The sequence below is a fragment of the Grimontia sp. SpTr1 genome (genome assembly GCF_947387585.1).
Classification (GTDB): domain Bacteria; phylum Pseudomonadota; class Gammaproteobacteria; order Enterobacterales; family Vibrionaceae; genus Enterovibrio; species Enterovibrio indicus.
In genome coordinates this window covers 720,851-742,586 of the sequence record NZ_CANDOD010000001.1, presented here as the reverse complement: position 1 = coordinate 742,586, position 21,736 = coordinate 720,851, and the positions used below count along the sequence as shown (strand labels likewise).

Genomic DNA, 21,736 nt, shown 5'->3' with positions numbered 1-21,736 from the left:
ATCGGTCAACGGATAAAGAAATTGAGTTATTTCTTCACTGTTTTTATATAGACGGCAAATTTCCGCCATATATCTGTACTGATGCAAATTTCGGGCACAAAACTAAAAGAAATGTGAAGCAGGAAGTGAAATGTCAGGTGTAGGAACAATATAGGCGACAATCTTGCCGCCTAACAGTCAGATTTATCACAAGTAGTTCTTTGCTCAATCGCTAGACTGGCAAGGAAGGTAAGTTAAAAGGTTTTCTTCTGGTGCTAACAGTGTGTCTTTCGTTCTTGCAAACTCGATAAAACTGTCGGCAAGAGTGACATAAATGGAACGAGGTAATTCGCTCATACATTTCAAAGAATCATAGCCTTCTTTTCCTTGCGACGTGTACGCCGAGGAAACTGCGATGTATGTCTTCTCTAATTCGACTGTTTTCCAGGCTCCACCTAGCGTTTGATATTCCAACTGTGTAATTCGTTGACCTTTGGGTTTGCCACATTCGTAGGTATAACGCAGGCCAGCGGTATACGGAAAACTACCATCTCCTGTACCTTCTATGCCATTATTCGTCGCGTTATTGATGGCACCTTCCAGCGCCTGCATCACTTGAAGGCCTGTTGGTTTGTATAACATTAGATCGATGGCAAATGGCAAGAGTCTGCCCGCCACTTCTGCCGCACTCAGCTTCCCATATTCAAGGCTTACGCGAACACCACCCGCATTGTGAATAGCAAAGTCGACCTCATAACCGCGCGCTCTTGCAGAATAAATCATCCCTTCACAAACTAATGGAGCAATCTGGCTGCCGCCTTTTTCATCTGGTACACGGATATGGCGTAACCGGGCAGGCAATTTAGTGACAACGTCACTCTTTAATTTATCTACAGCCGGGCGATATCGCTCGGCTATCACCTGCTTTATCCCTTCATCACCGCGACAATGAATAACATTCTGCTGTTCTAGCAAATACGCTTTGGCTTTCTGGAACGCTTCATCAGGAAGATTTTGGTCCCAGGACGCATCCATCGCCAAACTGCGGCCAAGCATAAGGAAGTTGCCACCGCTATGCGCTGTCACCTTTCCATTTCCATCTAGCGTGACTGTCAGCTTTCCGAGGGCAAGTGAATGGCATCCGGCTTGCACCACAAGGGTGTCGTTAATCTGACGGCCATAAGGTCCCATGTCGCCAAGACCAAGATTGCTAAAGTCACCCTGTAACACATGACTATGACCACCCACAATCACAGAAAGACCCTCTACCTCTTCAGCCATTTTCAGGTCTTGGTCATATCCTAAATGACTGAGCAAGATAATGTGTGGTGTGCCGATTTCCTCGTGGATGTACTTAACCGTGTTTATGATGGTTTCTTTAGAGCTGACGAATGGTGTGTCAGGATCAGGCATGGCGATATCGGCCATTTTATCCAGAGCCACGCTGAAGATGGCCACTTTCTTGCCGCCAAACTCTTTCGTAAGTACGCTGGCAATTTTCAGGTCTGGATCATAGGCCAACAAAGGCGCTTTCCCTTTTACAGGAAACGGCTTGTTCGGGAGTTCTTTACTGACATCCCAGTTACCTGCCAGAAACGGAAAGGTAATTTGGTCGAGGAATTTTGAAACCGCGGCATTACCCAAATCTAATTCATGATTACCCAAAGCCATCGCATCCAGGTTCAACATGTTGAGTAAAGTGGCGTTGGCCTCGCCTTTAAATAGGCTGTAATAAAGCGTGCCTTGAAAGCAGTCCCCAGCATGAAGGAAAAGGAAGCCGTCCGTATCGTTTTGAGTTTCTTGTTTGAATGATTTAACGACAGAAGCAATTCGGGCAAAACCACCCACATTGGCATAAATACGGTCTTCCAAGCCATTTACAGCAAGCGAGATCGGCGTCGGTTCGAAGTGAGAGTGAGTGTCATTGATGTGCGCAATTGATAGCGTGATAGGTGTGACGTTGGGCATGATTTCCTTTATGGGCTGCACAAAAACGAAGTGTATCAGAGTTTAATCCTAGTTCACACACATCACACTTTTATTGCAAGGCTTGTTATGCAGGAGTCAACATATTGAGAACTCTGACGATACCACCCAAGATCAGGCTGAACATCGCGACGTACCACCATTTCATCTCGTCTCGAGAGAGGCTTTGCACGTGAAACAGAACAACATTGAGCTGATGCCAGTTCTCTGTTCGGGAAGCGTATTGAAAAGCGCAGCGAATAAGCGCTACGACACCTGTCACGAGTAAGACAGTTTCAATCGCGTGTGCAATTACGAGTAACAAGTGAAAACTCCAGTCGTTTTGTCATTTAGAAATAAAACAAAAGAGTTAACGCTATTCAACATTTTGTTTACTTTGACGTGCGTAATCGTGAAGCACCGTAAACTCACGTAAAAAAGGGAGCGCTATGCTCCCTTCCTTTCTATTGCCTGGTTCAATCTGTTAGTACCCCATTTTGGTAGTCCGTTATGGCTTGATTAATCTCTTCCATTGAATTCATCACAAACGGGCCGTAATGAACAACGGGTTCATCAATGGGGAGGCCGGACAATATCAATACCCCCGACTCTTCATTTGCCTTCAACGAAATAGCATCACCGCCAGAGAGTTGAACGAAGTGGCTTTGTTTGACTGACTCGCCCGCAACTTCCACCTCTCCTTTGTAGACATAAAGGTTTGCCTGATAGGTACTTGGCAACAAAATCTCACGACTTTGATCTGATGCTGCACGCCAGTCCGCAACAAACACTTCGATACTGGTTTGTTGTAATGGGCCTTCAACAGGCACACCGTTACTGACTGCATGACCACCAATCACCCGAAGTAAGTTTTCGGTTTCACCATACTCATTAATTTCAGGTGACTGAAAATCGTGGTACTGCGCAGGGCGCATTTTTTTCGCTGCCGGCATGTTAATCCAGATTTGAAACCCATGAAGTTCACCGTCACTCATGATCGGCATTTCACTGTGAATCACACCTTTGCCTGCACTCATCCACTGCGCACCGCCAGATTTAAGTTCACCAACATTTCCCATATGGTCGCGATGCTGAAAATGCCCTTTAAGCATGTAGGTCAAGGTTTCAATACCGCGGTGAGGATGCGGAGGAAAACCACCAATATAGTCATCAGGATTTACACTCTTCAGCTCGTCAATCATCAGGAAAGGGCTGAACCTTGGGTCATTAAAACCATGTGCGCGGCTGATCTTCACACCATCGCCGTCCTGCGATGCGTGAGAACGAATGACACGATGTACAGTTCTTGTCGTCATACTTAACTCCTTAGTTGAAGTCAGTTTAGGCAACCCCGTCACGAGTTAACACCACCTTAAAACTAACAAGTTATTCAATTTTTTCGAACGAGAATTTGAGGCTAGGTGACGAAGAAGATTGGATCTAAAAAGAAATGCTTTGCGAATACCATAGGTTCTGATATTTATCTGACTAATCGACATTCATGGATGAATATCAATGATTGAATGGCATGCCAATATCATGTGGCACCACACAGAGCCTTATCGTCGGTTCGGCGTGAATATCGGGCAACGAATGACTGTTTTTCGCCTAAATGATGACTCATTACTTGTTCACAACCCAGCCAGCCTATCCCCCCAACTTCAGGACCAACTCAAACGAATTGGAAAAATAAGCTGTATAACTACCGCCAACCTTCACTTACACCAGAATTTGTCTGATTGGTGGCTTACCTATCCGGAAGCACGCTTTTTTGCTGCCCCCGGTCTTTACAACAAACGCACCGACTTAGGATTTGATGGGATTCTTAATTCCACCACGTCGACTTTGTGGCGTAACCAGCTTTACCAAACGGTATTGAGAGGCAACGATGCCTGCGAAGAAGTAATCTTTTGCGACCCTAATAGTCGCACATTGGTGTTAGGTGAAAGCCTTTTGTTGCTCCAGGAAGGTAGCTTGCTCAGGCAATTTGTCGGTCGCTTACTGGGATGCCACAAAGAAGCCTGCGTCCCGCTTCCCTACCAAATACAGATAAAGGAATCGAAGTTGCTTCGTCAGTCTTTGCAAGAAATCCTGACATGGCCTTTCGATCATATTCTCCCCGTTCACGGAGACCCCATTGTTTTCAATGGTAAGGAAAAGCTCGCCGCCGCGTATTTGTGGGCATTTCACGGTGACAGGATTTCATAGCCCTTTCAGATTGAATCGCTATAATGGCGGCACTCTATAAGTTATGGCTAGTTATTCACGCAATGAAGCAAAATATTCTCACCTTTTTCAAAGGAATGGCAATGGGTGCGGCAGATGTCGTTCCAGGCGTTTCTGGCGGTACCATCGCATTCATCACGGGGATTTATGACACTCTGCTAGAGAGCATCCGACGCGTAAACCCTTCTATTATTTCACTGTGGCGACGCGAAGGCTTTGGCGCAGTATGGCAGCATGTTAACGGTACGTTCCTCGCATCCTTGCTGACTGGTATTCTCACGGCAATCTTGACACTGGCTAAAGCCGTCTCTTATGCCCTCGAGAACCACCCTATTGTTATTTGGTCATTCTTCTTTGGCTTGATCATCGCGTCCGCCATTCACATGATCAAACAAGTAGAGAAATGGTCCGCGGGTGAAATCGTATTGGCGATTGCAGGTGCTATTTTTGCCTACGGCATTACCGTCGCCAACCCTATCAGCATGCAATTTAGTATGCTGACGGTGTTTATTGCTGGCTCAATCGCTATCTGTGCGATGATCCTTCCTGGTATTTCCGGCAGTTTTATTCTGCTTTTGCTCGGTATGTATGCGCCCGTTTTGGATGCAGTCAAAAGCTTCAACATTCCAATCCTTGCTTTGTTCGCTCTGGGCTGTCTTGCCGGTATTTTGTCTTTCTCTCACGTGCTTTCATGGCTACTAAACAATTTCCGTAGTCTTACTATCGCCTTCCTCACCGGCCTTTTAATTGGTGCATTGGGTAAAGTATGGCCTTGGAAAGAAGCCATCAGCTTCCGCGTTAATTCGTCTGGCGAGCAAGTCCCTCTTGTTGAAAAAGTATTGTCTCCGGACGCATTTGAAGCCGCAACGGGACAACCAGCGCTTATGGGTACTGCAATTGTCATGATGATTGTTGGCTTCGCTCTGGTGATTGGTCTTGAGAAAGTGTCAGAAAAACTCGCTGACTAATTTATGCGCACCCTAATCAATAAGGCCTATTTATGAGGCCTTTTTCGTTATTTAGCCTGTCAATATGAGTACAATTGCTTTCATTTCAAGAGGTTTCTCACAACCTCAACATATATGAAATGATAAGCTGCTCACTCTTAGTTTTGGCTGTAGCTCTTTTATGAATTTAAACGGCACCGGACGCCGACGCGGCGTTGAATTAATGGGTCTAGCGCTTGTTGTCGCCTTTGGTTACATTTTTGCAGATAAAACCCTGTTTGATGAACCAACACCTGCCATACTCTCGCCAGCGCCAAACTGCACCATCGGCACGACCCCCTGTTCGTTTGACCACGCAACCGTCTCGATGGCATCAGCCACGGCCGCTCCTCTTATTCCGACTGAAATCCGTGTGGAAGTCTCTAATGCAAATGTCGATCACCTGATAGTAGAGCTTCAAGGCGTTGAGATGAACATGGGAATTTACAAACTCAAACTTTCTTCAGCAGGCAATAACGTGTATGCAGGAGACTTGATGCTCCCAATCTGCATGGAAGATGAAATGACTTGGCGAGGCGTAGTCAAAAGCCCTGATAACGCTCTCTCTTTACCTATTGACGTAAGGATGGCTCGATGAAAGTAAAAGTTCTGGTTGTTGTCGCTGCTCTTTTGGCTGGCTTTGGTGCGCGATACCTCGTTGACCAAAATAACAAACCTGCTGCTACCCCATCAGAAATCGGCCTACTTCAAAGTGGAACAGAAACCATCAACCTGTTTGATGAAAACGACGAAAGAGTGCGCGTGGTTTATTTCGGCTATACCCATTGCCCAGATGTATGCCCTACGTCACTGGCAATTCTCTCAGCATCACTCAAGTCTTTGCCTGAAGAAACACTCGAAGGTGTAAGACCCGTATTCATCACGCTTGACCCTGAGCGAGATAATGGTGAAGCCGCGCAAGAGTACGCTGGATATTTTCATCCGAATATTGAAGGTGCCAGCACATCAACGGATAAAACGACGGCATTGGCCCGAAAATATGGCGTGCTTTACCAAATTACACAGATGGAAGACTCAGCCATGGAATACGCCGTAGACCACAGCTCTTACTTCTATTTCCTGAACCCTAAAGGTGAGTTACTTGAAAAAGTGCCTCATACGTTGAATCCAAACATGGTTTCAGACGCCATTCTTAGGCTCACAACCCAAACACAATAAACACGATGAGATTTCGGCGACTTGTGGATACGGGTCGCGCTTTTTTAACAGGAGTTTCCAATGAACTTTCGTGCTTCTCTTTTAGCGGCCGCATTCAGTGCTATTTCTTTTTCCTCTTTTGCAGCGATTGAAGTTTCAGAACCCTACGCACGCGCTACACCGCCACACGCGCCAAACAGTGCAGCTTTTATGATGCTGAAAAATAGCGGGGATGAAACTGTGTCACTCCTTAATGCAAAAACATCCGTAGCGGGAGTTGTAGAACTGCATACCCATGCAATGCACGATGGCATGATGAAAATGCGTCAGGTAGAAAGTATCGAGGTGCCAGCAAATGGCATGACGGAATTGAAGCCGGGTGGTTTACACGTAATGCTCTTTGATTTGCAAAAACCACTTAAGGAAGGTGAGACACTTCCGCTAACGCTAACCTTTTCAGATGGAACACAAATTACCCAAGAAGTGCCAATCAAGAAGGTCATGGCGGGCGCACATATGAAACACAAGCACTGAAACGGTTATTAAACTAGCAAAGTTCTAGACTTTTATTCTGATGAGGGACTTAGATCTTTAAGCTGTATCAACATTGAGGCGCATAACTCTACGCACTAAGGGGCAGAATAGTAAAACGCAGTCTATGGTTATACTGCAGCCAGTTGTTTAAACAGGTAAATATTAAAGCAGTAAGGCAACCCAACAAAAACGAAGAGGTTTTTACTATGAAAATTCGTCTCCTAGCAGTAGCAGCAATCGCATCCAGCGCATTATTAGCTGGTTGTTCAAGCAATTCAGCGCTTGAGCAAAGCGTAGCTGACCTGTCGTCTAAAGTAGACTCTCTGTCTAACCAAGTTTCAGCTCTACAAGGCGACGTAGCAGACGTAGCAGCAGCATCAGCGCTTTCTTATGATGAAGCAGCACGCGCAAACGAGCGCATTGACAACATGGCGCAGTCTTACAGCAAGTAAGAACTACGCTATATTCCCCCTATAATTCTGCGGCTCCTTCGGGAGCCGCAGCGTTTTGTGCAAACGCATTTCCCACTTCAATCGGCACGCCTGATTGCACTGCCAGTGCAGCACGATAACGGCTAAAGTTCATTTGGTTTGATTTCAACCAATGCGCAATACGCGGATCAGGTTGAGTCAGAACTCGCTTACCTACCTCTGACTCATCAATGGAAAGAGGGCGATGCGCTTCAACATATACCGCACCGTCAGGTTCATAACTGGTTTTCACAGGCTCATTGATAATTCGAACCTTTTCTCCCAATACGACTTTCTCAAATAACCAAACGATATCGCTCGGTCTCATACGAATGCAGCCAGCACTGACACGAAGCCCAATACCGAAGTCTTTGTTCGTGCCATGGATAAGATAGGAGCCAGTGCCATAAGCCAATCTCAGCGCGTGAGTACCCAGCGGGTTTTCAGGGCCTGCAGGTACCACATCTGGCAGCACAATATTGCGCTCTTCCAAATACTCTTTTCTCAGGCTTGCAGGTGGTGTCCAGGTCGGGTTTTCACGCTTCTGGCTAATTTTGGTTGTCATAATCGGTGTTTCACGACCAACACTACCAATACCAATCGGGAATATGTGAACCTTTTGGTTTTCCGTATCGAAATAGTAGAGACGCAATTCCGCCAGATTGATAACGATGCCATCATAATCAACGTCAGGAAGGATCAATTGCTGCGGAATGGTGACAAAAGTTCCCGCTTTTGGCAGGTAAGGATCAATTCCCGGGTTTGCAGAAAGCAAAGCCAAAAAGCCTACGTTGTAGTCTTTGGCAATCAATTCGAGGTGCTCACCAGGCTTAACAATATGGACAGGGTTGTCCCCTATCAGACGTGTTTCGGCTTCTGGCCAAGCATACTCATTCGCCATTGATAACGTCGGTAGAAGGCTGGCAAACAAGACAGGGATAAGTTTACGCGCGGATTTCATCTCGCCTTTTTCTCTCAAGGTTTTTTGATATTAGTTTCTTCTTAAAAGATAACACGAGATATGACCTTTGCTCTCTGCTATGCCTTTCAATACACCAGATTATTCGCTGTTGTTTCTCATGGCCGACACACAAAGATAAAGAGCGCTTATCAGCGCTCTTTTAACAAAATGGTGCCTTGTTCAAAACATGCTCAGAAGAACATACGAAGACCAAAAGCTCCCTCAAACTTGAAAGCAGCGTCATCCTGCCAATACCAAGTTGTTCCCGCCTCACCATAAAGCTCGATATCACCATGCCCCATTGGAACAGCAATCCCTAGCCCAGCACGCGGCCCCCATTTATGGTGTTTATCGTCTACCCATTGGGCACCTGTGTAAGCATAAACTGGTGAAAATTCTGGACGGGCGAGCCAATCGCCCAGATTAAAGGTTCCGTCGACAGCGACGCCGTTTTCTTCAATGCCAATTGATACACGAAGGTTATGCTGGGCAATGCTGACACCAGACATAGGAGAACCGATGAACACGCCCGCCGAAAGGCCTTGCGCTGAAGCCGGCATAGCCGACGATGCAAGTGCGAGCATAAAAATATAACGTTTCATTTGAAAATCCATTCCCGGAGCACGTTTGGAAACTGACGGTTAAATAACCACTTAGTCAATGACTTCTCGTTCGACTTCACTCTACCCATCATCTATCGCAACTACCATACTGTAATGAACGTTTTTTGATAAAAACCTAATCCTTTGAAAGAATTTAAACGTTATATAGGTCTGATAGGTAAGAGTTGTAACGTGCCTTCGCACAGATTGAGGACGGAGTAACCTGATGCTGATCCGAGTGCCAAAGAAATCAGAAATAAAGGAAAATGAACTCACCCCGGAAAGTGTTTACAAGTCCCGTCGTGAAATTCTGAAAATACTCGGAATCGTGACCGCCAGCCTCCCCTTCGCCGCCCAATCCCAGGCCAATATTTTTGGCATTTTCGGTGGTGATGATGACAAAGCAGCTGACGGCACAACCTTTGTCAGATCCCCGCTGGTTGCAGAGAAAACACCTTATGGCAAAGGGCTGGAAACAACGCCTGAGTCCAAAGTGCTGACCTATAACAACTTCTATGAATTCGGCACTGGTAAAGGTGACCCTGTCGAAAACAGCCAGAATTTCGTTGTTAATCCATGGACACTCGAAGTCGATGGCTTAGTGAATAAACCCATGAAGCTTAGCTATGACGACTTGCTTAAAAAATTCCCTCTCGAAGACCGCTTCTACCGTATGCGCTGTGTTGAGGCATGGTCCATGAACATTCCTTGGGTAGGCTTTTCCCTCGCGGCACTGTTGAAAGAAGCGGATCCAATGGGAAGCGCAAAATACGTGGCATTCGAAACCCTTCATGATCCAAAACAAATGCCAGGCCAACGTTCACAGTTTGTTGGTGGTGGTATTGATTACCCTTATGTAGAAGGCTTGAGACTGGATGAAGCCATGAATCCGCTGACCTTGCTTAGCGTAGGACTGTTTGGTCAAACACTTGCACCGCAGAATGGCGCACCTGTGCGTTTGGTTGTACCGTGGAAATATGGTTTCAAGAGCATCAAATCCATTGTGAAAATTCACCTTCTGGAAGCGCAACCAGCAACAACTTGGAATTTGTTGGCGCCGCACGAATACGGATTCTATGCCAACGTCAATCCGCAGGTTGACCACCCGCGTTGGAGCCAAGCTTCAGAGCGTTTTATTGGTGAAGGTTCTATTTTCAGCTCGCGTCGCCAGCCGACTGCGATGTTTAATGGCTATCAGGAAGAAGTCGCTCACTTATATACGGACATGAACCTGAAGGCGAATTATTAATGCGTTTAACGCCCACGCACATCACGCTGATTAAAACTATTATTCACCTTGTTAGTCTTGGCTTTGCAGTCAACTTGGTGGACTTGGTTTTGTCGGGTCGATTTGGTGCAGATCCGGTCGATGGCATCACCCACTTCACAGGCATCGCTGCGCTGAATACCTTGGTGGTGACGATGTTGATCAGCCCAATCGCACGTTTTACCAAAAACGGCTTACTGGTTCGTTGTCGTCGCGTTGTCGGTCTTTATGCATTCTTTTGGGCAACATTGCATATGCTGACCTATTTTGCGCTCGATCTGACTTTCAATTTCTCGCTGCTTGGGACTGAAATCCTGTCCCGACCTTATCTGACATTTGGTGCATTGGGATGGCTGATCCTGTTTGCACTGACAATGACATCAACTGCAAAAATCCAGCGCAGTATGGGCGCGAAATGGCAGCAATTGCACAACCTCGTTTATGTTGCACTGATTGTTGGCCCCATTCACTTCTACTGGTCGTCAAAATCAGAACTCATTGAACCGACGATTTACCTACTTTTGGCGCTAACCCTGTTGGCGATTCGTTGGAAAACCCTCAAAAGAATCGTTTTACGACCAGTATTTAGGCGGACATAACCTCACTTTTGAACGGCTCTGCACAATTAGCGTATCCAGATATAGCAAATTTCAAATTTTTGCCATACTTTAGGGAACCTTAGCGCAACCCTATGTTGTAGTGTTGATTTTTGGAGTAGGCGTTTTTGCTGGACGAACTGATTTCGCAGAGCCTGAGAGACTTTCAATCTGATTGTGTCAGCTTTTGCGAACACCACTATCCGACAATCCACAATCGTGGAATGAAAGAAAGCCACTTGGGCAAAGCCTTTGCGCGTCGGTTAATTCACTCTTACGACAACCTCAACATTGACGCTCAATATGCTCAGCTCGATGAAGCTGGCGTACTTAAACATCCTGCATTTAGGATTGAAAGCCCAGACCACCAAATCTATATCGTCGCCCATCGCTTAATCAGTGCAAATGTCGCATGCCGCAAAGGGTTGGTGAAAGACACACAGTGGACGCTGGAACATCTCGATACCGCAAGCGACAAAGAAAAACGCTTGGTCATCTTGGCAGACCATTGGGTTGACCGTTCAAGTGCAAGTAAATCTATCCCTAGCTGGTGGTTAGGTCATCAACCCATCCATAAAGAAGAATATGTGGCGCAAGGCATTCGATTAGTCGACGCGGATCGCAGCCTTTCCGAAGATATTGCGCAAGAATGCAATCTCAGTGACGGTCGACACCGGATATTTCATCCTCTTTTCCGTCATCGCGATGGATTGCCACTGTTCAAATACATGCTACTCACCGCTGCCTACACGCTGTAACTGATCCACCCTGAACGGAATCTCATGACCATAGAAGTTCACGCTAACGACGCGATGTTGCGCGACGCACCATTGTTACGCCTTTTCCTTCGTTATTCATTGCCAACAATCGCTGCCATGCTGGTGACGGGTATTTATGTTGCCGTTGATGGCATGTTTATCGGCCATTTCGTGGGCGAAGAAGGACTAGCAGCTATCATGCTTGCCTATCCTATCGGATCCATTCTCTATGCCTTGGGCAACCTGATTGGCATGGGCGCTGCGTCTCTCGTTTCTATCAACCTTGGACAAGGAAAACCAAACGTCGCGCAGCATATTGTCGGGAACGCACTGTCCTTATCACTGATTGTCAGCCTTATTATCTCGATCGTCGGCGTGGCGTTTTGCGAAGATGTCATTCTCGCACTCGGTGCAGAAGGTCGGGTTGCAGAAATGGCCGTCACTTACCTTCGGTGGTATTTCGGGATGGGCGTATTTGCGCTGGTATCCATGGCATTCTCTATTTTGCTGAGAAACGATGGGGAACCAAACCGCGTTACTTTCATTATGATTTTTGGCGGTGTGCTAAATATCTTTCTAGATTGGGTCTTTATCGTTTTGATCCCATGGGAGCTGAAAGGCGCGGCGATTGCGACCATGCTGTCTCAGGCCGCAACTGCATTGCTTTGCTTACGTCACTTTTTCAAACCAACCACCCGGTTACGTTTTACGCTAAATTCCATCGTCATTAGGGCCAAAACGATCACAGACATTCTTCAACTCGGCATTCCGGGTTTTCTGATGTACCTGTATCTGTCTGTGGTGCTCACTTTTCATAATATGGCGTTTCTCGCCTCTGGTGCTCCTATCAATGTCGCTGCCTATGCCATAGTCAGTTATACAGAAGCCTTTTTCTATTTAGCTTTTGAAGGTATCGCCTTGGGCATGCAGCCAATCACCAGTTTTAACCTGGGTGCAGGCCAGATTCAGCGTGTTAAAACCAGCCGGAATATCGCCTTTGGTGCGACCATGATTGTCGCCGCTTTTGGCTTGTTTATCGTATACGGATTTCCTGAAGCCATTATTTATGCCTTTGGCGGAGATAATCCAGAGTTGGCTTCAGTGACCCGAGAAGGCATGTACCTCTACTTCTGGGGCTTGCCAATGGAAGGTTTGCTCCTGGTCGGTGCGATATATTTTCAGTCTATCAATCAGGCGAGCATTGCCAATTGGTTAACGGGCGGTAAACTGGTCATTATTGCCGCAATGTTATATTTCCTCACGAAACTCGCCGGCACAACGGGTACATGGATTTCACTCGCTTGTACCAGCACCCTGCTGACACTATGGATGCTGTGGAAGTTGTATCAAACTCAACCAGTTACGGTGTCACATAAAAAACCACCACAATAAGAGGCAAGGATGCTCGAAAAAATCATTAGCATACTGTTTCCGGTATTTGCCGTCGTCGCAGCTGGCTTTTTTGTAGGCAAGGCATTCAAACCTGATATGCGCCATATCAACAGAATCAATATCGATTTAATGGTGCCGTGTTTGGTGTTCACCACTCTTTCTGTGATGCCTATGGGCGGGCAACAAAACTCGCTCATCGTGGCTGCTGTTCTCGCTGTTCTGCTCCCCGGCGTTTTAATGTTTGGCATCGGAAAAGTGATGTCTCTGCCTTTCAAAACCTGGGGACCGCCTCAAATGTTCCGTAATAGCGGGAACCTTGCTATTCCTCTTTTTGGCTATGCATTTGGGGTAAGTGCAGAGGCGCCTGCCGTCTTGCTCTTTGTGGTTTCTGTCATTCTCCACCTTACCGTGGGTATGGCTTTGCTGAGCAACAGCGAATATCGCTTTAACAACGTCCTTAAAATGCCGCTGCTTTGGGCGGCTATGCTAGCGCTGGTTTTCAATTTCAATGGCTGGACAGTTTGGAATCCACTTAATGAAGGCATGACGCTCGTTGGAAATGCAGCGGTGCCCGTCATGCTGATTTCACTTGGCGTTCAGCTTACTGCCATTAAGTGGTCTGGGATTCGCATTGGGATTTTGAGCACGGTATTGAGCTTAGTGACAGGTGCAATCAGTTTTACTCTGATCTACTTTTTTATCCCTCTTCCGTCAGAGCACATGCGAATGATGCTTTTGTTCGCCATGTTGCCACCAGCCGTTATGAATTTTCTTTACGCCGAGCGCTTTAAAGTGGGCGCAGATGAGGTGGCGTCAATGGTGCTGTTCGGAAATGGCTTTACCGTATTGACGCTACCTTTGTTGCTTATCGCAGCCTTTGCATGGTTATGAGGCGTTAAAGAGACGGTTTCTTCCACACAGATTTAAAGTCGAACCAGCCAACGCGGTTTGAGGCGACATCTTCCAGTTCCTGTCCATCTACAACGCCCTGCCAGATATGGAAAAGTGGGACAATCTGTGAGGATTCAACCAGCAGACGTCCTAATGACTCCGCGTTGAAGGTTTCGTTTTTCTGGGCGCGCCACACTGCCATTTTCTCAATCAATGCCTCAAACTCACCCTCTGGCATTGCTGATGAAACATGATCAAAATTCATCAACCAAGGCAGAATGGCATCATGTTTCTTGCTGCCTAAACTCATCCCACAAAGCCAAATATCTACTTTTTTCGGGCTGGTAGGCTGCATCATTTCTTCGTATGGAACAGTGTGAATTTCCAGCTCGACGCCGTCCTCGTCCAACATGTCTTTGAGTGCCGCAGCGAGAAGTGGAAAGAGTGGATTATCGGCCTGATGAGCCAGCCTCAGTTTTGATTTTGATGGGGGCAATACATCTTGTCTCGCCGTTTTGGTATGTATCCATCCAGGAACTAAACCATAGGCATTAGTCAGACGGTATTCACCAATTCCCCTTTCCGCTAAGTGAGGCAACAAGAAAAGAGATGAAACGCGCTGACAAAGATAATCCGCCCAGCGCTTGTCCTTCGCAATACCCGTTTTTCTATTCAGCAAAAGGTAATCACAACCTTCGTCTATCTCCAATCGCTCGTTCGCGGCGCTTTGAAGTGCACCTTGTCGAGAGTCCAACGCAGTAGGATCAAGTGACGCGGTGGGCTGTAAATAACACATTGCCGCGCTATCCAACACCCATATCTCAATTTCATCAGTCAGTGCACGAAACCCGAAATACTGGTCGTGTGCTTTTAACACCAGGTGTCGCCTGTTGTTGTCGACGATTCGATAAGGGCCGGTACCAACAGGAAAAGCGTCAGCATCTTTACTTTTTGCAGCCTTGTGAGATTGAATCGACGCCATAGGAACAGCCAAGGTTTCAGCAAACCTCACATCAGGCCGGCTCAAAATGAAATCCACAACGTTCTCTGCCGGCGCTTCAATATGCTGAATATGAGAAAAGTAAGGACTGCCGGACATAGCATTAATTGACCAAATCACATCTTCTGCACTCAATAGCGTGCCATCATGAAATTTCACTGCAGGGCGCAAATAGAATCGCCAATGGGTATCTGTGATGGATTCCCAGTGATGCGCTAGGTCTGCCTCGACTTTCTCATTAGTTTCATTAAGTCGCGTCAATCCATTAAATATTTGTGAGACTAAATGCTGCTCAGAACGGCGCAAAGGTTTAGCTGGGTTTAACGTAGGGAATGAGCGGTAATAAGGAAGGCGGATGATCTGCTTACCTTCCTGAGTAGAAACACCTAACTGTTCCTGAATCAGTCTTGCAAGCTTGGCGGCATCGTTGTCTAGCTCCTCAAGTGCTGCGTCCAGTTTGCCTTCCTGAACCCACTTTCTAACGCGGCGCATTTGAAGATCGGAATCACTGCGGTGAAACGTCAGGCGACTCTGCTTTCCTCGGCCGACCGCGGGTTCCCAACTCAACCAGCCCTGCTCCGCCATCTTATTGAGCACCATTCTTGCGTTGCGACGGGTACAACAAAAGATGTCCGCCATGGTCTCGAGATTGGTATCAGCGTCTTTTCCGTCGAAACGGTTATAAATCATTGAAAACTGCGTTTGAAGGCGTTGTCCGGACATAAAAAGGGGAACCTGAGAAGTCAGCGATTATCGAATCCATTTCCTATTTTATACCTAAAATCATGATTCTCCAGCAATGGTTAACTGGTCAACTTATCGCCATTCAGCTTGAGTATTTCCTCATTTTGTTGGTGAGCCATTGTTATTTCATCAAACAGCGCTATTATCGAAACACGATTGAAGATTGCCTTCACGCTGCCGAGAGATTGAGTTCTCGGACATTCTAGATTCCGGAGTTCTTATGAGCGAATCCACCGTTCTTTCCCACTTCCACAAAAAACAGGCTTGGATGGCAAGCCACGTAGAAAGTGCACAATTCCCAACGGCTGAAAGCAAAGAAGGTTTACGTTTGTACAGGGCAGCGGAGGCAGAACCCGCTTCAACGGAAACATCGTCCGGTGGCGCAACAGAAGGCTTTACATTTTATGAGGTTGATTGTCACCCACTGATGGTTCGCTACGCGAAAACGCTGGCACAAAAATGGCCAGAATCAGAACGCGAAACCATCATGGAGTTCTTATCTCAACTTTCGCTAACAGATTTGCCGACGCCAGACGGCATGCATGTCGAACTGTATGTCGCAATGCAAGAAGGTACACCAGTGGCAACAGGAATGTTATTAAGCTCGGAAGAGTCTGGTGGAAAAGTCATCGGGATCTACGATGTATACGGACTGACAAGTGATGCTTCAAACGCCATCAAACAACACCTTATTTCATTGGCAGGTGATGGAAACGTAGTAAGCGAATAGCGTAACGTATTCCCAGAAACACAAAAGCAGAGCTCAGGCTCTGCTTTTTCTTTTTATCGCTTTAGCGCTTTTTAATTTTTATTCTCGACTGAAAATTGGGCTTTGAAAAAGTGTATAAAACAGTCGTAACCGGAGCGTTTATGAACGGCAAGCACGCTCTTTTTTAACGATAAAGAATGCTGCAACGATAAATGCGACGACCAGAATTGTTTCCACGTTTCTCTCCTAAATAGTTTTGCTCTGCGTTCCGTAGCACCGTCAAAACCACTACCACGTCTTGCTTTTGCGAATTGATGTTTTTTTGTTCGGCGCGAAGTATAACCAAATCCCGTTAGCAAATCTCGTGAAATGTTAACTTTTTGGCTAAAAAATTCACTACAACTATGGAAACCGTGAATTACCTCCATAACCACTCATACAGCGTAAAAGCCCTTAATACATATTTCATTGATTTAAATCAGGAAAAATAAAGCCACCCTATAGTGAGGCGGCTTTTAATTCATGAAATAAATATGCATTTTCTACTGGATTTGCGCGCCTTCTTCAGCCCACTGTCCGATCAATTCACGTTCTTCCTGTGTCATTTGGGTCAGATTGCCAAGAGGCATAATATTTGTGGTCACCGTCTGCGCTACGATTCTGGAGACTTCTAGCTGCATCTGCTCTGGGGTATCCAACATGACTCCCGCTGGAGCAGTGGCAAAAGCAGGGTGAGTTGGCGCTTGGGAGTGGCAAACCGTACAACGCTCCAAAATGATCTCTTGTACCGAAACAAATATCAGATCTTCGTTACCGATAGATGAAGTCGGCATGTCGTGAGAATGACCTGCTGAGACGTTTTGAGAAACAGACTGAGGCGCAGAGACAAATGCCAGACAAACCAAACCTAACGCTGCAGTTGGGATGGTCCACGCATACTTCTGACTTCCATGACGCGTATTGAAGTAATGGCGAACCAATACGCTAATCACTGAAAGACCTGCCAAAATTGCCCAGTTGTATTCGTTGCCATAAGTGCTGGGGAAATGATTGCTGATCATTATGAACAGCACAGGCAGCGTGAGGTAGTTGTTGTGACGTGAACGCAACAGGCCTTTAGCAGGAAGCTCAGGATCCGGCTCTGTGCCCTCTTCAATCGCTTTCACTAATCCGCGCTGCGCTGGCATGATGATACGGAACACATTACCCACCATGATAGTACCGATAATGGCACCCACATGAATGTAAGCGCCACGGCCACTAAAGACCAAACTCAGCGCCCAGGCAGCAAAGACTAAGAAAGCGAATAACACTAATCCAAGTAACATGGGCTTTTTGCCCAGAGGGGAATCACACAGAAAATCGTAAACAAACCAGCCCGCAATCAAAGACCCAACACCGATCGCCACCGCTGTCATTGGCTCTATACCCGACCCCGGTTTAACGAGGTAAATGTCTGCATTGGAGTAAAAAACAATGGTGAGCAGTGCAACACCCGTGATCCAGGTGAAGTAAGCCTCCCACTTAAACCAATGAAGTGTTTCAGGCATTTTAGGCGGCGCTAGTTTGTATTTCTCGAGGTGATAGATACCACCACCGTGTATCGCCCATAAATCGCCGGACAATCCTTCTTTAGGATTCGATCTGTTTAAGTTGTTTTCCAGCCATACGAAGTAGAAAGACGCACCAATCCAGGCAACACCAGTAATCATGTGTACCCAGCGCACTGCCAGATTGAGCCATTCCGTGATATACGGATCCATAACAACCTCCTGTACGGACGCCGTCGCTAAATTTGTCTGCTACAAAAAAGCTTACGTCGTCCCTTCCTGTTTTTCTCAGATATCGGCCTGTTCGTTAACCAAAGCAACAAATCGCTTTTGTTAAAATGATGACGTTAAAAATTGGGCGCCAATATCACACGTGTTTGTTCTGAAAAGAAAAACTCGTCACAGTTATTACCTGCACCTTCCCTGTCAACCACCAGAAACTGGTCATTCGGTGTCAAAGCAAGAACAGGATGATGCCAAACGCCCAGATGGTAGTTCACCCCTTGGCTACCTTTTGCATGGAAAGCGCGGATCGAACCTGGATCCGGCGCTTCTCCCGGCGGCGCGACCACCACCAGATAGTCATTGCCGAGCAAAGGCATAAAAGCCTGTGAGCCCTTGGGATGGCGTTCCAACATCATGATGTGCAAAGGATAGGAAAGAGGGGTCGCCTGAAATATATTGATGATAACGCCACTGCCCTCGTCAACTTGAGTCGTTGTGAGCTTATGGTAACGACGCGTCGAGCCGTTATTAATCATGAAGTAGTCACGATTTTCGGCTTCAATCACATCGCCAAACGGCATGAACGCTTCTTTCGTCAGCGGTTCCGGTTTTAACATCAATTCCGTGACTGGCACTCTTCCTTCTCCTTTGTCTTTTTCTCACTGTAACGGGTAATCAGCTCAGCCAGATTTCCTGCCAAATAGGCGTACACGACTTATGCCGCCATCTGGGAAAATGTTGACCCTGACGTGGGAGATCGCACCCAAATTATTCACCTGCTCAGCAAACTCATGGATGGCGTCTGCAGACAGCTTCTGACTTGGCAAGAGCTCACGCCAGAAGAGGCTTTGCGTGGCAATTTGCTCGTCAGTGCCACCTTCTACAAAAGCAGCTTGAATCGAGACGCTATCTGGGAAATTTCCTTTGAAATGGGCTGTATCAATAACAATCCGCTCTACCAATCCCGCATGCCCCATAGAAAGGATGACCCAGTCATTCCCAGGCACGCGACGACGCGCTGTTTCCCAGCCGTCTCCCATATTGACACCGCGACCAGGCATGATCAGGTTACTCATGTGACCGAAGTGTTGGTCATTACATGCCAGAGCGCGTCCGCCGTTTTCTACAGCGACTAGGTCGAGTTCGCTTTCCGGGTTAACGCGTTCCCAATCAATTTCAGGATGACCATAAACACGAAGCCTTGCTACCCCACCGTCTGGATAGATATGAAAGCGGACATGGGTGAAGGGTCGGTCAGAATAAATATCTGCAAAGTGGTGGCTGTCTCCCTGAAGATTCATTGAAGGCAGAAGTTCTTCCCAAGTCTGTTCGTCGGTTGGATTACCATCAGGGCAGTAACAACCTTCCAGTGATGCTGAAGGAGGAAAGTTTCCAGTGAAGTGAGAGGTGTCTATATCTACGCCGATGATCTTGCCCGGCAAACCAAGGCGAATCACACAGTAGTCGTGGCCTTCTTCACGCTTGCGTCGCGATTCCCAGCCATCCATCCATTTACCGTTATCATCGTAAACGTCTTCTTTCCATTCCGGAGGCGCATCATCAACAAGACGTTGTTTGTCTGCGAAGAAGTCATCTGTCGCGTAGATCGCTTCAGTACCGAGCCGGCTACTGGCGAGATTAACGAGCTTGACGAAGTCAGGACGATTATCCATTTCCATTGCTTCCTTTATCACATATATCTGAGACACCGGATGACGTTAAAGCTGTGGTGTCGGTGGATACAAAAGGTCGCGTCTTTTCCCCTTTCACTGTAGCTGGAAGCATCGAGCGTGCTTCCGGCGAGCTTCAATTTGCGAGACGCTGAATTCGTCGACAAACCCTGAAATAGGATTGATATGTCGACGGCCAGAGAGCTACAAATCACGTAGCCTGAACAGTGCGATTTTGTTGATTTCAGCAATCGCAGTGTTGAATTCAGTTGTTACATCGTTTTCTAAACGTTTTTCGAACGCTTCAAGAATCAAGTGTCTGTTTGCCCCTTTCACCGCCATGATGAAAGGAAACTGGAACTTTTCTTTGTAGCGATCGTTGAAATCGGTGAAACGAGCAAACTCTTCTGAGGTACATTGATCGATACCTGCACTTGCCTGTTCTGACGTTGACTCTGCCGTTAATTCACCAGCCTGAGCTGCTCGACCTGCAAGGTCGGGGTGAGCCAGAACGACCTGCATTTTTGAAGAGTCTTCCGCATTGTTGAGCACATCTGCCATGCGGGAGTGAAGCGTCTCCTGTTCATCAAACGCTGCATCAAGCCCAGCACCATAAGCTTGCTCTGCTACCCAGGGACTGTGCTCGTAAACCCCGCCAAACGTATCGACAAACTCTTCTTTCGTTTGCTCGCTGGGGCGACAGGTTGAAAATCGTGCCATTACTATGCCTTTCCTTAGACCTGTTTAGTCATGCTTGGATGTGGGTGATGATTGTGCCAGTGTTTGGCGATATCAATTCGACGGGTGATCCATACCCTGTCATGTTGCTTCACGTATTCTATAAACCGCTTAAGCGCAGCCAGTCTTCCCGGTCTGCCAATCAAGCGGCAATGCAAACCGATAGAAAGCATTTTCGGTTCGTCTTGTCCTTCTTCATACAGCACATCAAAACTGTCTTTGAGATACTGAAAAAATTGCTCGCCAGAATTGAAGCCCTGAGCGGTAGAGAAGCGCATATCGTTTGTATCCAAGGCATACGGAATGACGAGTTGAGGCTTACCTGGTTTGGTCCCATCTTCATGCCAGTACGGAAGATCATCGTCATAAGCATCAGAGTCATAAAGAAAACCACCTTCTTCAGCGACCAATCTACGGGTGTTTGGGCTTGTTCTGCCCGTGTACCATCCTAATGGCCGCTCTCCTGTGACCGCTTTAATCGCCGCGATAGCTTTTTGCATGTCTTCCCGTTCGTCTTCTTCACGAACATATTGATAGTCAATCCAACGGTATCCGTGGCTGCAAATTTCGTGACCTTCTTCTGCCATCGCCTGAATGGCCTCGGGATATCTTTCGGCGGCCATCCCAACGGCAAATACCGTCAAGGGCATCTCATGTTGACGGAAAAGTTTTAATGTCCGCCATAGTCCAGCACGCGTGCCATATTCGTAGATTGACTCCATGCTGATATGCCTGACACCTGCCAAGGGTTGTGCGGAAGGAATTTCAGATAAAAATGCTTCTGACTCCCTATCCCCATGCAATACACAGCGTTCGCCGCCCTCTTCAAAATTCAGTACAAACGAAACCGCAATCCGAGCCTCCCCCGGCCATCTTGGATGAGGGGGATGAGCACCATAGCCTTTCAAATCCCGAGGATAGTCACTACTCATCGCGCCATTCCTATCATTAAACCTTGCGTTAAACCTTGCGTTAAAAGCCTGAAGCTCACCGTTTCTCTTTATCAGTTTATTCGGAGCAATCAAAGGAGGATCTTTCTCCTAGCTGGTAAGCACATTTTTAGTATTACATTTTGTATACAATTTACAAGAACAAGTTAACGAAATGTTGTCGCCTTCATGTTTCTAGAAATCCATCTCATGCGAGTTTTGCATCAAATTCCTGCGTTAACCCCTTTATATAACGGCTTTCCCCTATGATTCTCACTATTGATACTGCGCATTTTTCGACCTTTACAAGAATTAAGTATTGTGTACATTTTAAGTTCATAGATGTGCACACAGAATGAAATGCATCGGATCATACACATATTATT

23 protein-coding genes are annotated in these 21,736 nt (G+C 46.7%); 12 read left to right on the top strand and 11 right to left on the bottom strand.

The genetic code is table 11. The features are described 5' to 3' along the window. Nucleotides 1-204 precede the first annotated feature (204 nt). The 3 genes from QL223_RS03515 to QL223_RS03505 form a co-directional block, all read right to left on the bottom strand. Complete coding sequence (locus QL223_RS03515) at nucleotides 205-1,947, bottom strand: bifunctional metallophosphatase/5'-nucleotidase (RefSeq protein WP_281543924.1); 1,743 nt, start codon at nucleotides 1,945-1,947, stop codon at nucleotides 205-207. Nucleotides 1,948-2,032: 85 nt separating this feature from the next. Continuing rightward, entirely contained in the window at nucleotides 2,033-2,269 is a 237-nt protein-coding gene (locus QL223_RS03510) for a hypothetical protein (RefSeq protein ID WP_002535905.1), read from the bottom strand. A 151-nt stretch (nucleotides 2,270-2,420) separates the two neighbouring features. After that, on the bottom strand, nucleotides 2,421-3,260 hold the full coding sequence (locus QL223_RS03505) for a pirin family protein (RefSeq protein WP_046306405.1): 840 nt from the start codon (nucleotides 3,258-3,260) through the stop codon (nucleotides 2,421-2,423). 199 nt (nucleotides 3,261-3,459) lie between these two features. Here QL223_RS03505 and QL223_RS03500 point away from each other — a divergent pair, with 199 nt between their 5' ends. From QL223_RS03500 to QL223_RS03475, 6 genes are all read left to right on the top strand, one after another. Beyond that, the gene (locus QL223_RS03500; RefSeq protein ID WP_002535908.1) at nucleotides 3,460-4,152 is read left to right on the top strand and encodes a hypothetical protein; all 693 of its coding nucleotides are present in this window, start codon (nucleotides 3,460-3,462) and stop codon (nucleotides 4,150-4,152) included. 62 nt (nucleotides 4,153-4,214) lie between these two features. Beyond that, nucleotides 4,215-5,138 carry a DUF368 domain-containing protein gene (locus QL223_RS03495; protein ID WP_281543923.1) on the top strand — a complete coding sequence of 308 codons (924 nt, stop codon included), beginning with the start codon at nucleotides 4,215-4,217 and terminating at the stop codon, nucleotides 5,136-5,138. Between the two features lie 160 nt (nucleotides 5,139-5,298). Then, entirely contained in the window at nucleotides 5,299-5,754 is a 456-nt protein-coding gene (locus QL223_RS03490; RefSeq protein ID WP_281543922.1) for a hypothetical protein, read from the top strand. Next, nucleotides 5,751-6,335, top strand: coding sequence for an SCO family protein (locus QL223_RS03485; protein ID WP_281543921.1), 585 nt, complete (start codon nucleotides 5,751-5,753; stop codon nucleotides 6,333-6,335). Before QL223_RS03490 ends, QL223_RS03485 begins: the two co-directional genes overlap by 4 nt. A 60-nt stretch (nucleotides 6,336-6,395) precedes the next feature. Next, complete coding sequence (locus QL223_RS03480; RefSeq protein WP_281543920.1) at nucleotides 6,396-6,848, top strand: copper chaperone PCu(A)C; 453 nt, start codon at nucleotides 6,396-6,398, stop codon at nucleotides 6,846-6,848. A 206-nt stretch (nucleotides 6,849-7,054) separates the two neighbouring features. Next, entirely contained in the window at nucleotides 7,055-7,300 is a 246-nt protein-coding gene (locus tag QL223_RS03475; RefSeq protein ID WP_002535915.1) for an LPP leucine zipper domain-containing protein, read from the top strand. Between the two features lie 19 nt (nucleotides 7,301-7,319). Here the strand turns inward: QL223_RS03475 and QL223_RS03470 are convergent, their stop codons facing one another. Then, nucleotides 7,320-8,279 carry a L,D-transpeptidase family protein gene (locus QL223_RS03470; protein WP_002535916.1) on the bottom strand — a complete coding sequence of 320 codons (960 nt, stop codon included), beginning with the start codon at nucleotides 8,277-8,279 and terminating at the stop codon, nucleotides 7,320-7,322. Between the two features lie 191 nt (nucleotides 8,280-8,470). Further along, entirely contained in the window at nucleotides 8,471-8,881 is a 411-nt protein-coding gene (locus QL223_RS03465; RefSeq protein WP_002535918.1) for a hypothetical protein, read from the bottom strand. A 226-nt stretch (nucleotides 8,882-9,107) separates the two neighbouring features. On the opposite strand from QL223_RS03465, the gene msrP reads away from it, so the two are divergent. The 5 genes from msrP (at nucleotide 9,108) to QL223_RS03440 (ending at nucleotide 13,785) form a co-directional block, all read left to right on the top strand. Beyond that, a complete protein-coding gene (gene msrP / locus QL223_RS03460; RefSeq protein WP_281543919.1) occupies nucleotides 9,108-10,130 on the top strand; it encodes a protein-methionine-sulfoxide reductase catalytic subunit MsrP in 1,023 nt (340 codons plus the stop codon). Then, nucleotides 10,130-10,747, top strand: coding sequence for a protein-methionine-sulfoxide reductase heme-binding subunit MsrQ (gene msrQ / locus QL223_RS03455; RefSeq protein WP_281543918.1), 618 nt, complete (start codon nucleotides 10,130-10,132; stop codon nucleotides 10,745-10,747). The genes msrP and msrQ overlap by 1 nt, the downstream gene beginning before the upstream one ends. Before the next feature lie 125 nt (nucleotides 10,748-10,872). After that, the gene (locus tag QL223_RS03450; protein WP_281543917.1) at nucleotides 10,873-11,502 is read left to right on the top strand and encodes a hypothetical protein; all 630 of its coding nucleotides are present in this window, start codon (nucleotides 10,873-10,875) and stop codon (nucleotides 11,500-11,502) included. 24 nt (nucleotides 11,503-11,526) lie between these two features. Continuing rightward, entirely contained in the window at nucleotides 11,527-12,894 is a 1,368-nt protein-coding gene (locus QL223_RS03445; RefSeq protein ID WP_281543916.1) for an MATE family efflux transporter, read from the top strand. Between the two features lie 9 nt (nucleotides 12,895-12,903). Further along, nucleotides 12,904-13,785 carry an AEC family transporter gene (locus tag QL223_RS03440; protein ID WP_281543915.1) on the top strand — a complete coding sequence of 294 codons (882 nt, stop codon included), beginning with the start codon at nucleotides 12,904-12,906 and terminating at the stop codon, nucleotides 13,783-13,785. Nucleotides 13,786-13,789: 4 nt separating this feature from the next. Here QL223_RS03440 and QL223_RS03435 read toward each other — a convergent pair whose 3' ends face one another. Next, the gene (locus QL223_RS03435) at nucleotides 13,790-15,508 is read right to left on the bottom strand and encodes an SgrR family transcriptional regulator (RefSeq protein WP_281543914.1); all 1,719 of its coding nucleotides are present in this window, start codon (nucleotides 15,506-15,508) and stop codon (nucleotides 13,790-13,792) included. Between the two features lie 241 nt (nucleotides 15,509-15,749). Here QL223_RS03435 and QL223_RS03430 point away from each other — a divergent pair, with 241 nt between their 5' ends. Next, nucleotides 15,750-16,259 carry a hypothetical protein gene (locus QL223_RS03430; RefSeq protein WP_281543913.1) on the top strand — a complete coding sequence of 170 codons (510 nt, stop codon included), beginning with the start codon at nucleotides 15,750-15,752 and terminating at the stop codon, nucleotides 16,257-16,259. Nucleotides 16,260-16,780: 521 nt separating this feature from the next. On the opposite strand, the gene QL223_RS03425 is transcribed toward QL223_RS03430, so the two are convergent. The 5 genes from QL223_RS03425 to puuE form a co-directional block, all read right to left on the bottom strand. Then, complete coding sequence (locus QL223_RS03425; RefSeq protein WP_002535929.1) at nucleotides 16,781-18,001, bottom strand: urate hydroxylase PuuD; 1,221 nt, start codon at nucleotides 17,999-18,001, stop codon at nucleotides 16,781-16,783. Nucleotides 18,002-18,135: 134 nt separating this feature from the next. After that, on the bottom strand, nucleotides 18,136-18,630 hold the full coding sequence (locus QL223_RS03420) for an ureidoglycolate lyase (RefSeq protein WP_281543996.1): 495 nt from the start codon (nucleotides 18,628-18,630) through the stop codon (nucleotides 18,136-18,138). A 63-nt stretch (nucleotides 18,631-18,693) separates the two neighbouring features. After that, on the bottom strand, nucleotides 18,694-19,686 hold the full coding sequence (alc, locus tag QL223_RS03415; RefSeq protein ID WP_281543912.1) for an allantoicase: 993 nt from the start codon (nucleotides 19,684-19,686) through the stop codon (nucleotides 18,694-18,696). A gap of 201 nt (nucleotides 19,687-19,887) precedes the next feature. Then, nucleotides 19,888-20,403, bottom strand: coding sequence for a 2-oxo-4-hydroxy-4-carboxy-5-ureidoimidazoline decarboxylase (gene uraD / locus QL223_RS03410; RefSeq protein ID WP_002535933.1), 516 nt, complete (start codon nucleotides 20,401-20,403; stop codon nucleotides 19,888-19,890). Between the two features lie 14 nt (nucleotides 20,404-20,417). Further along, entirely contained in the window at nucleotides 20,418-21,353 is a 936-nt protein-coding gene (gene puuE, locus QL223_RS03405; RefSeq protein ID WP_002535935.1) for an allantoinase PuuE, read from the bottom strand. Nucleotides 21,354-21,736: the final 383 nt, after the last annotated feature.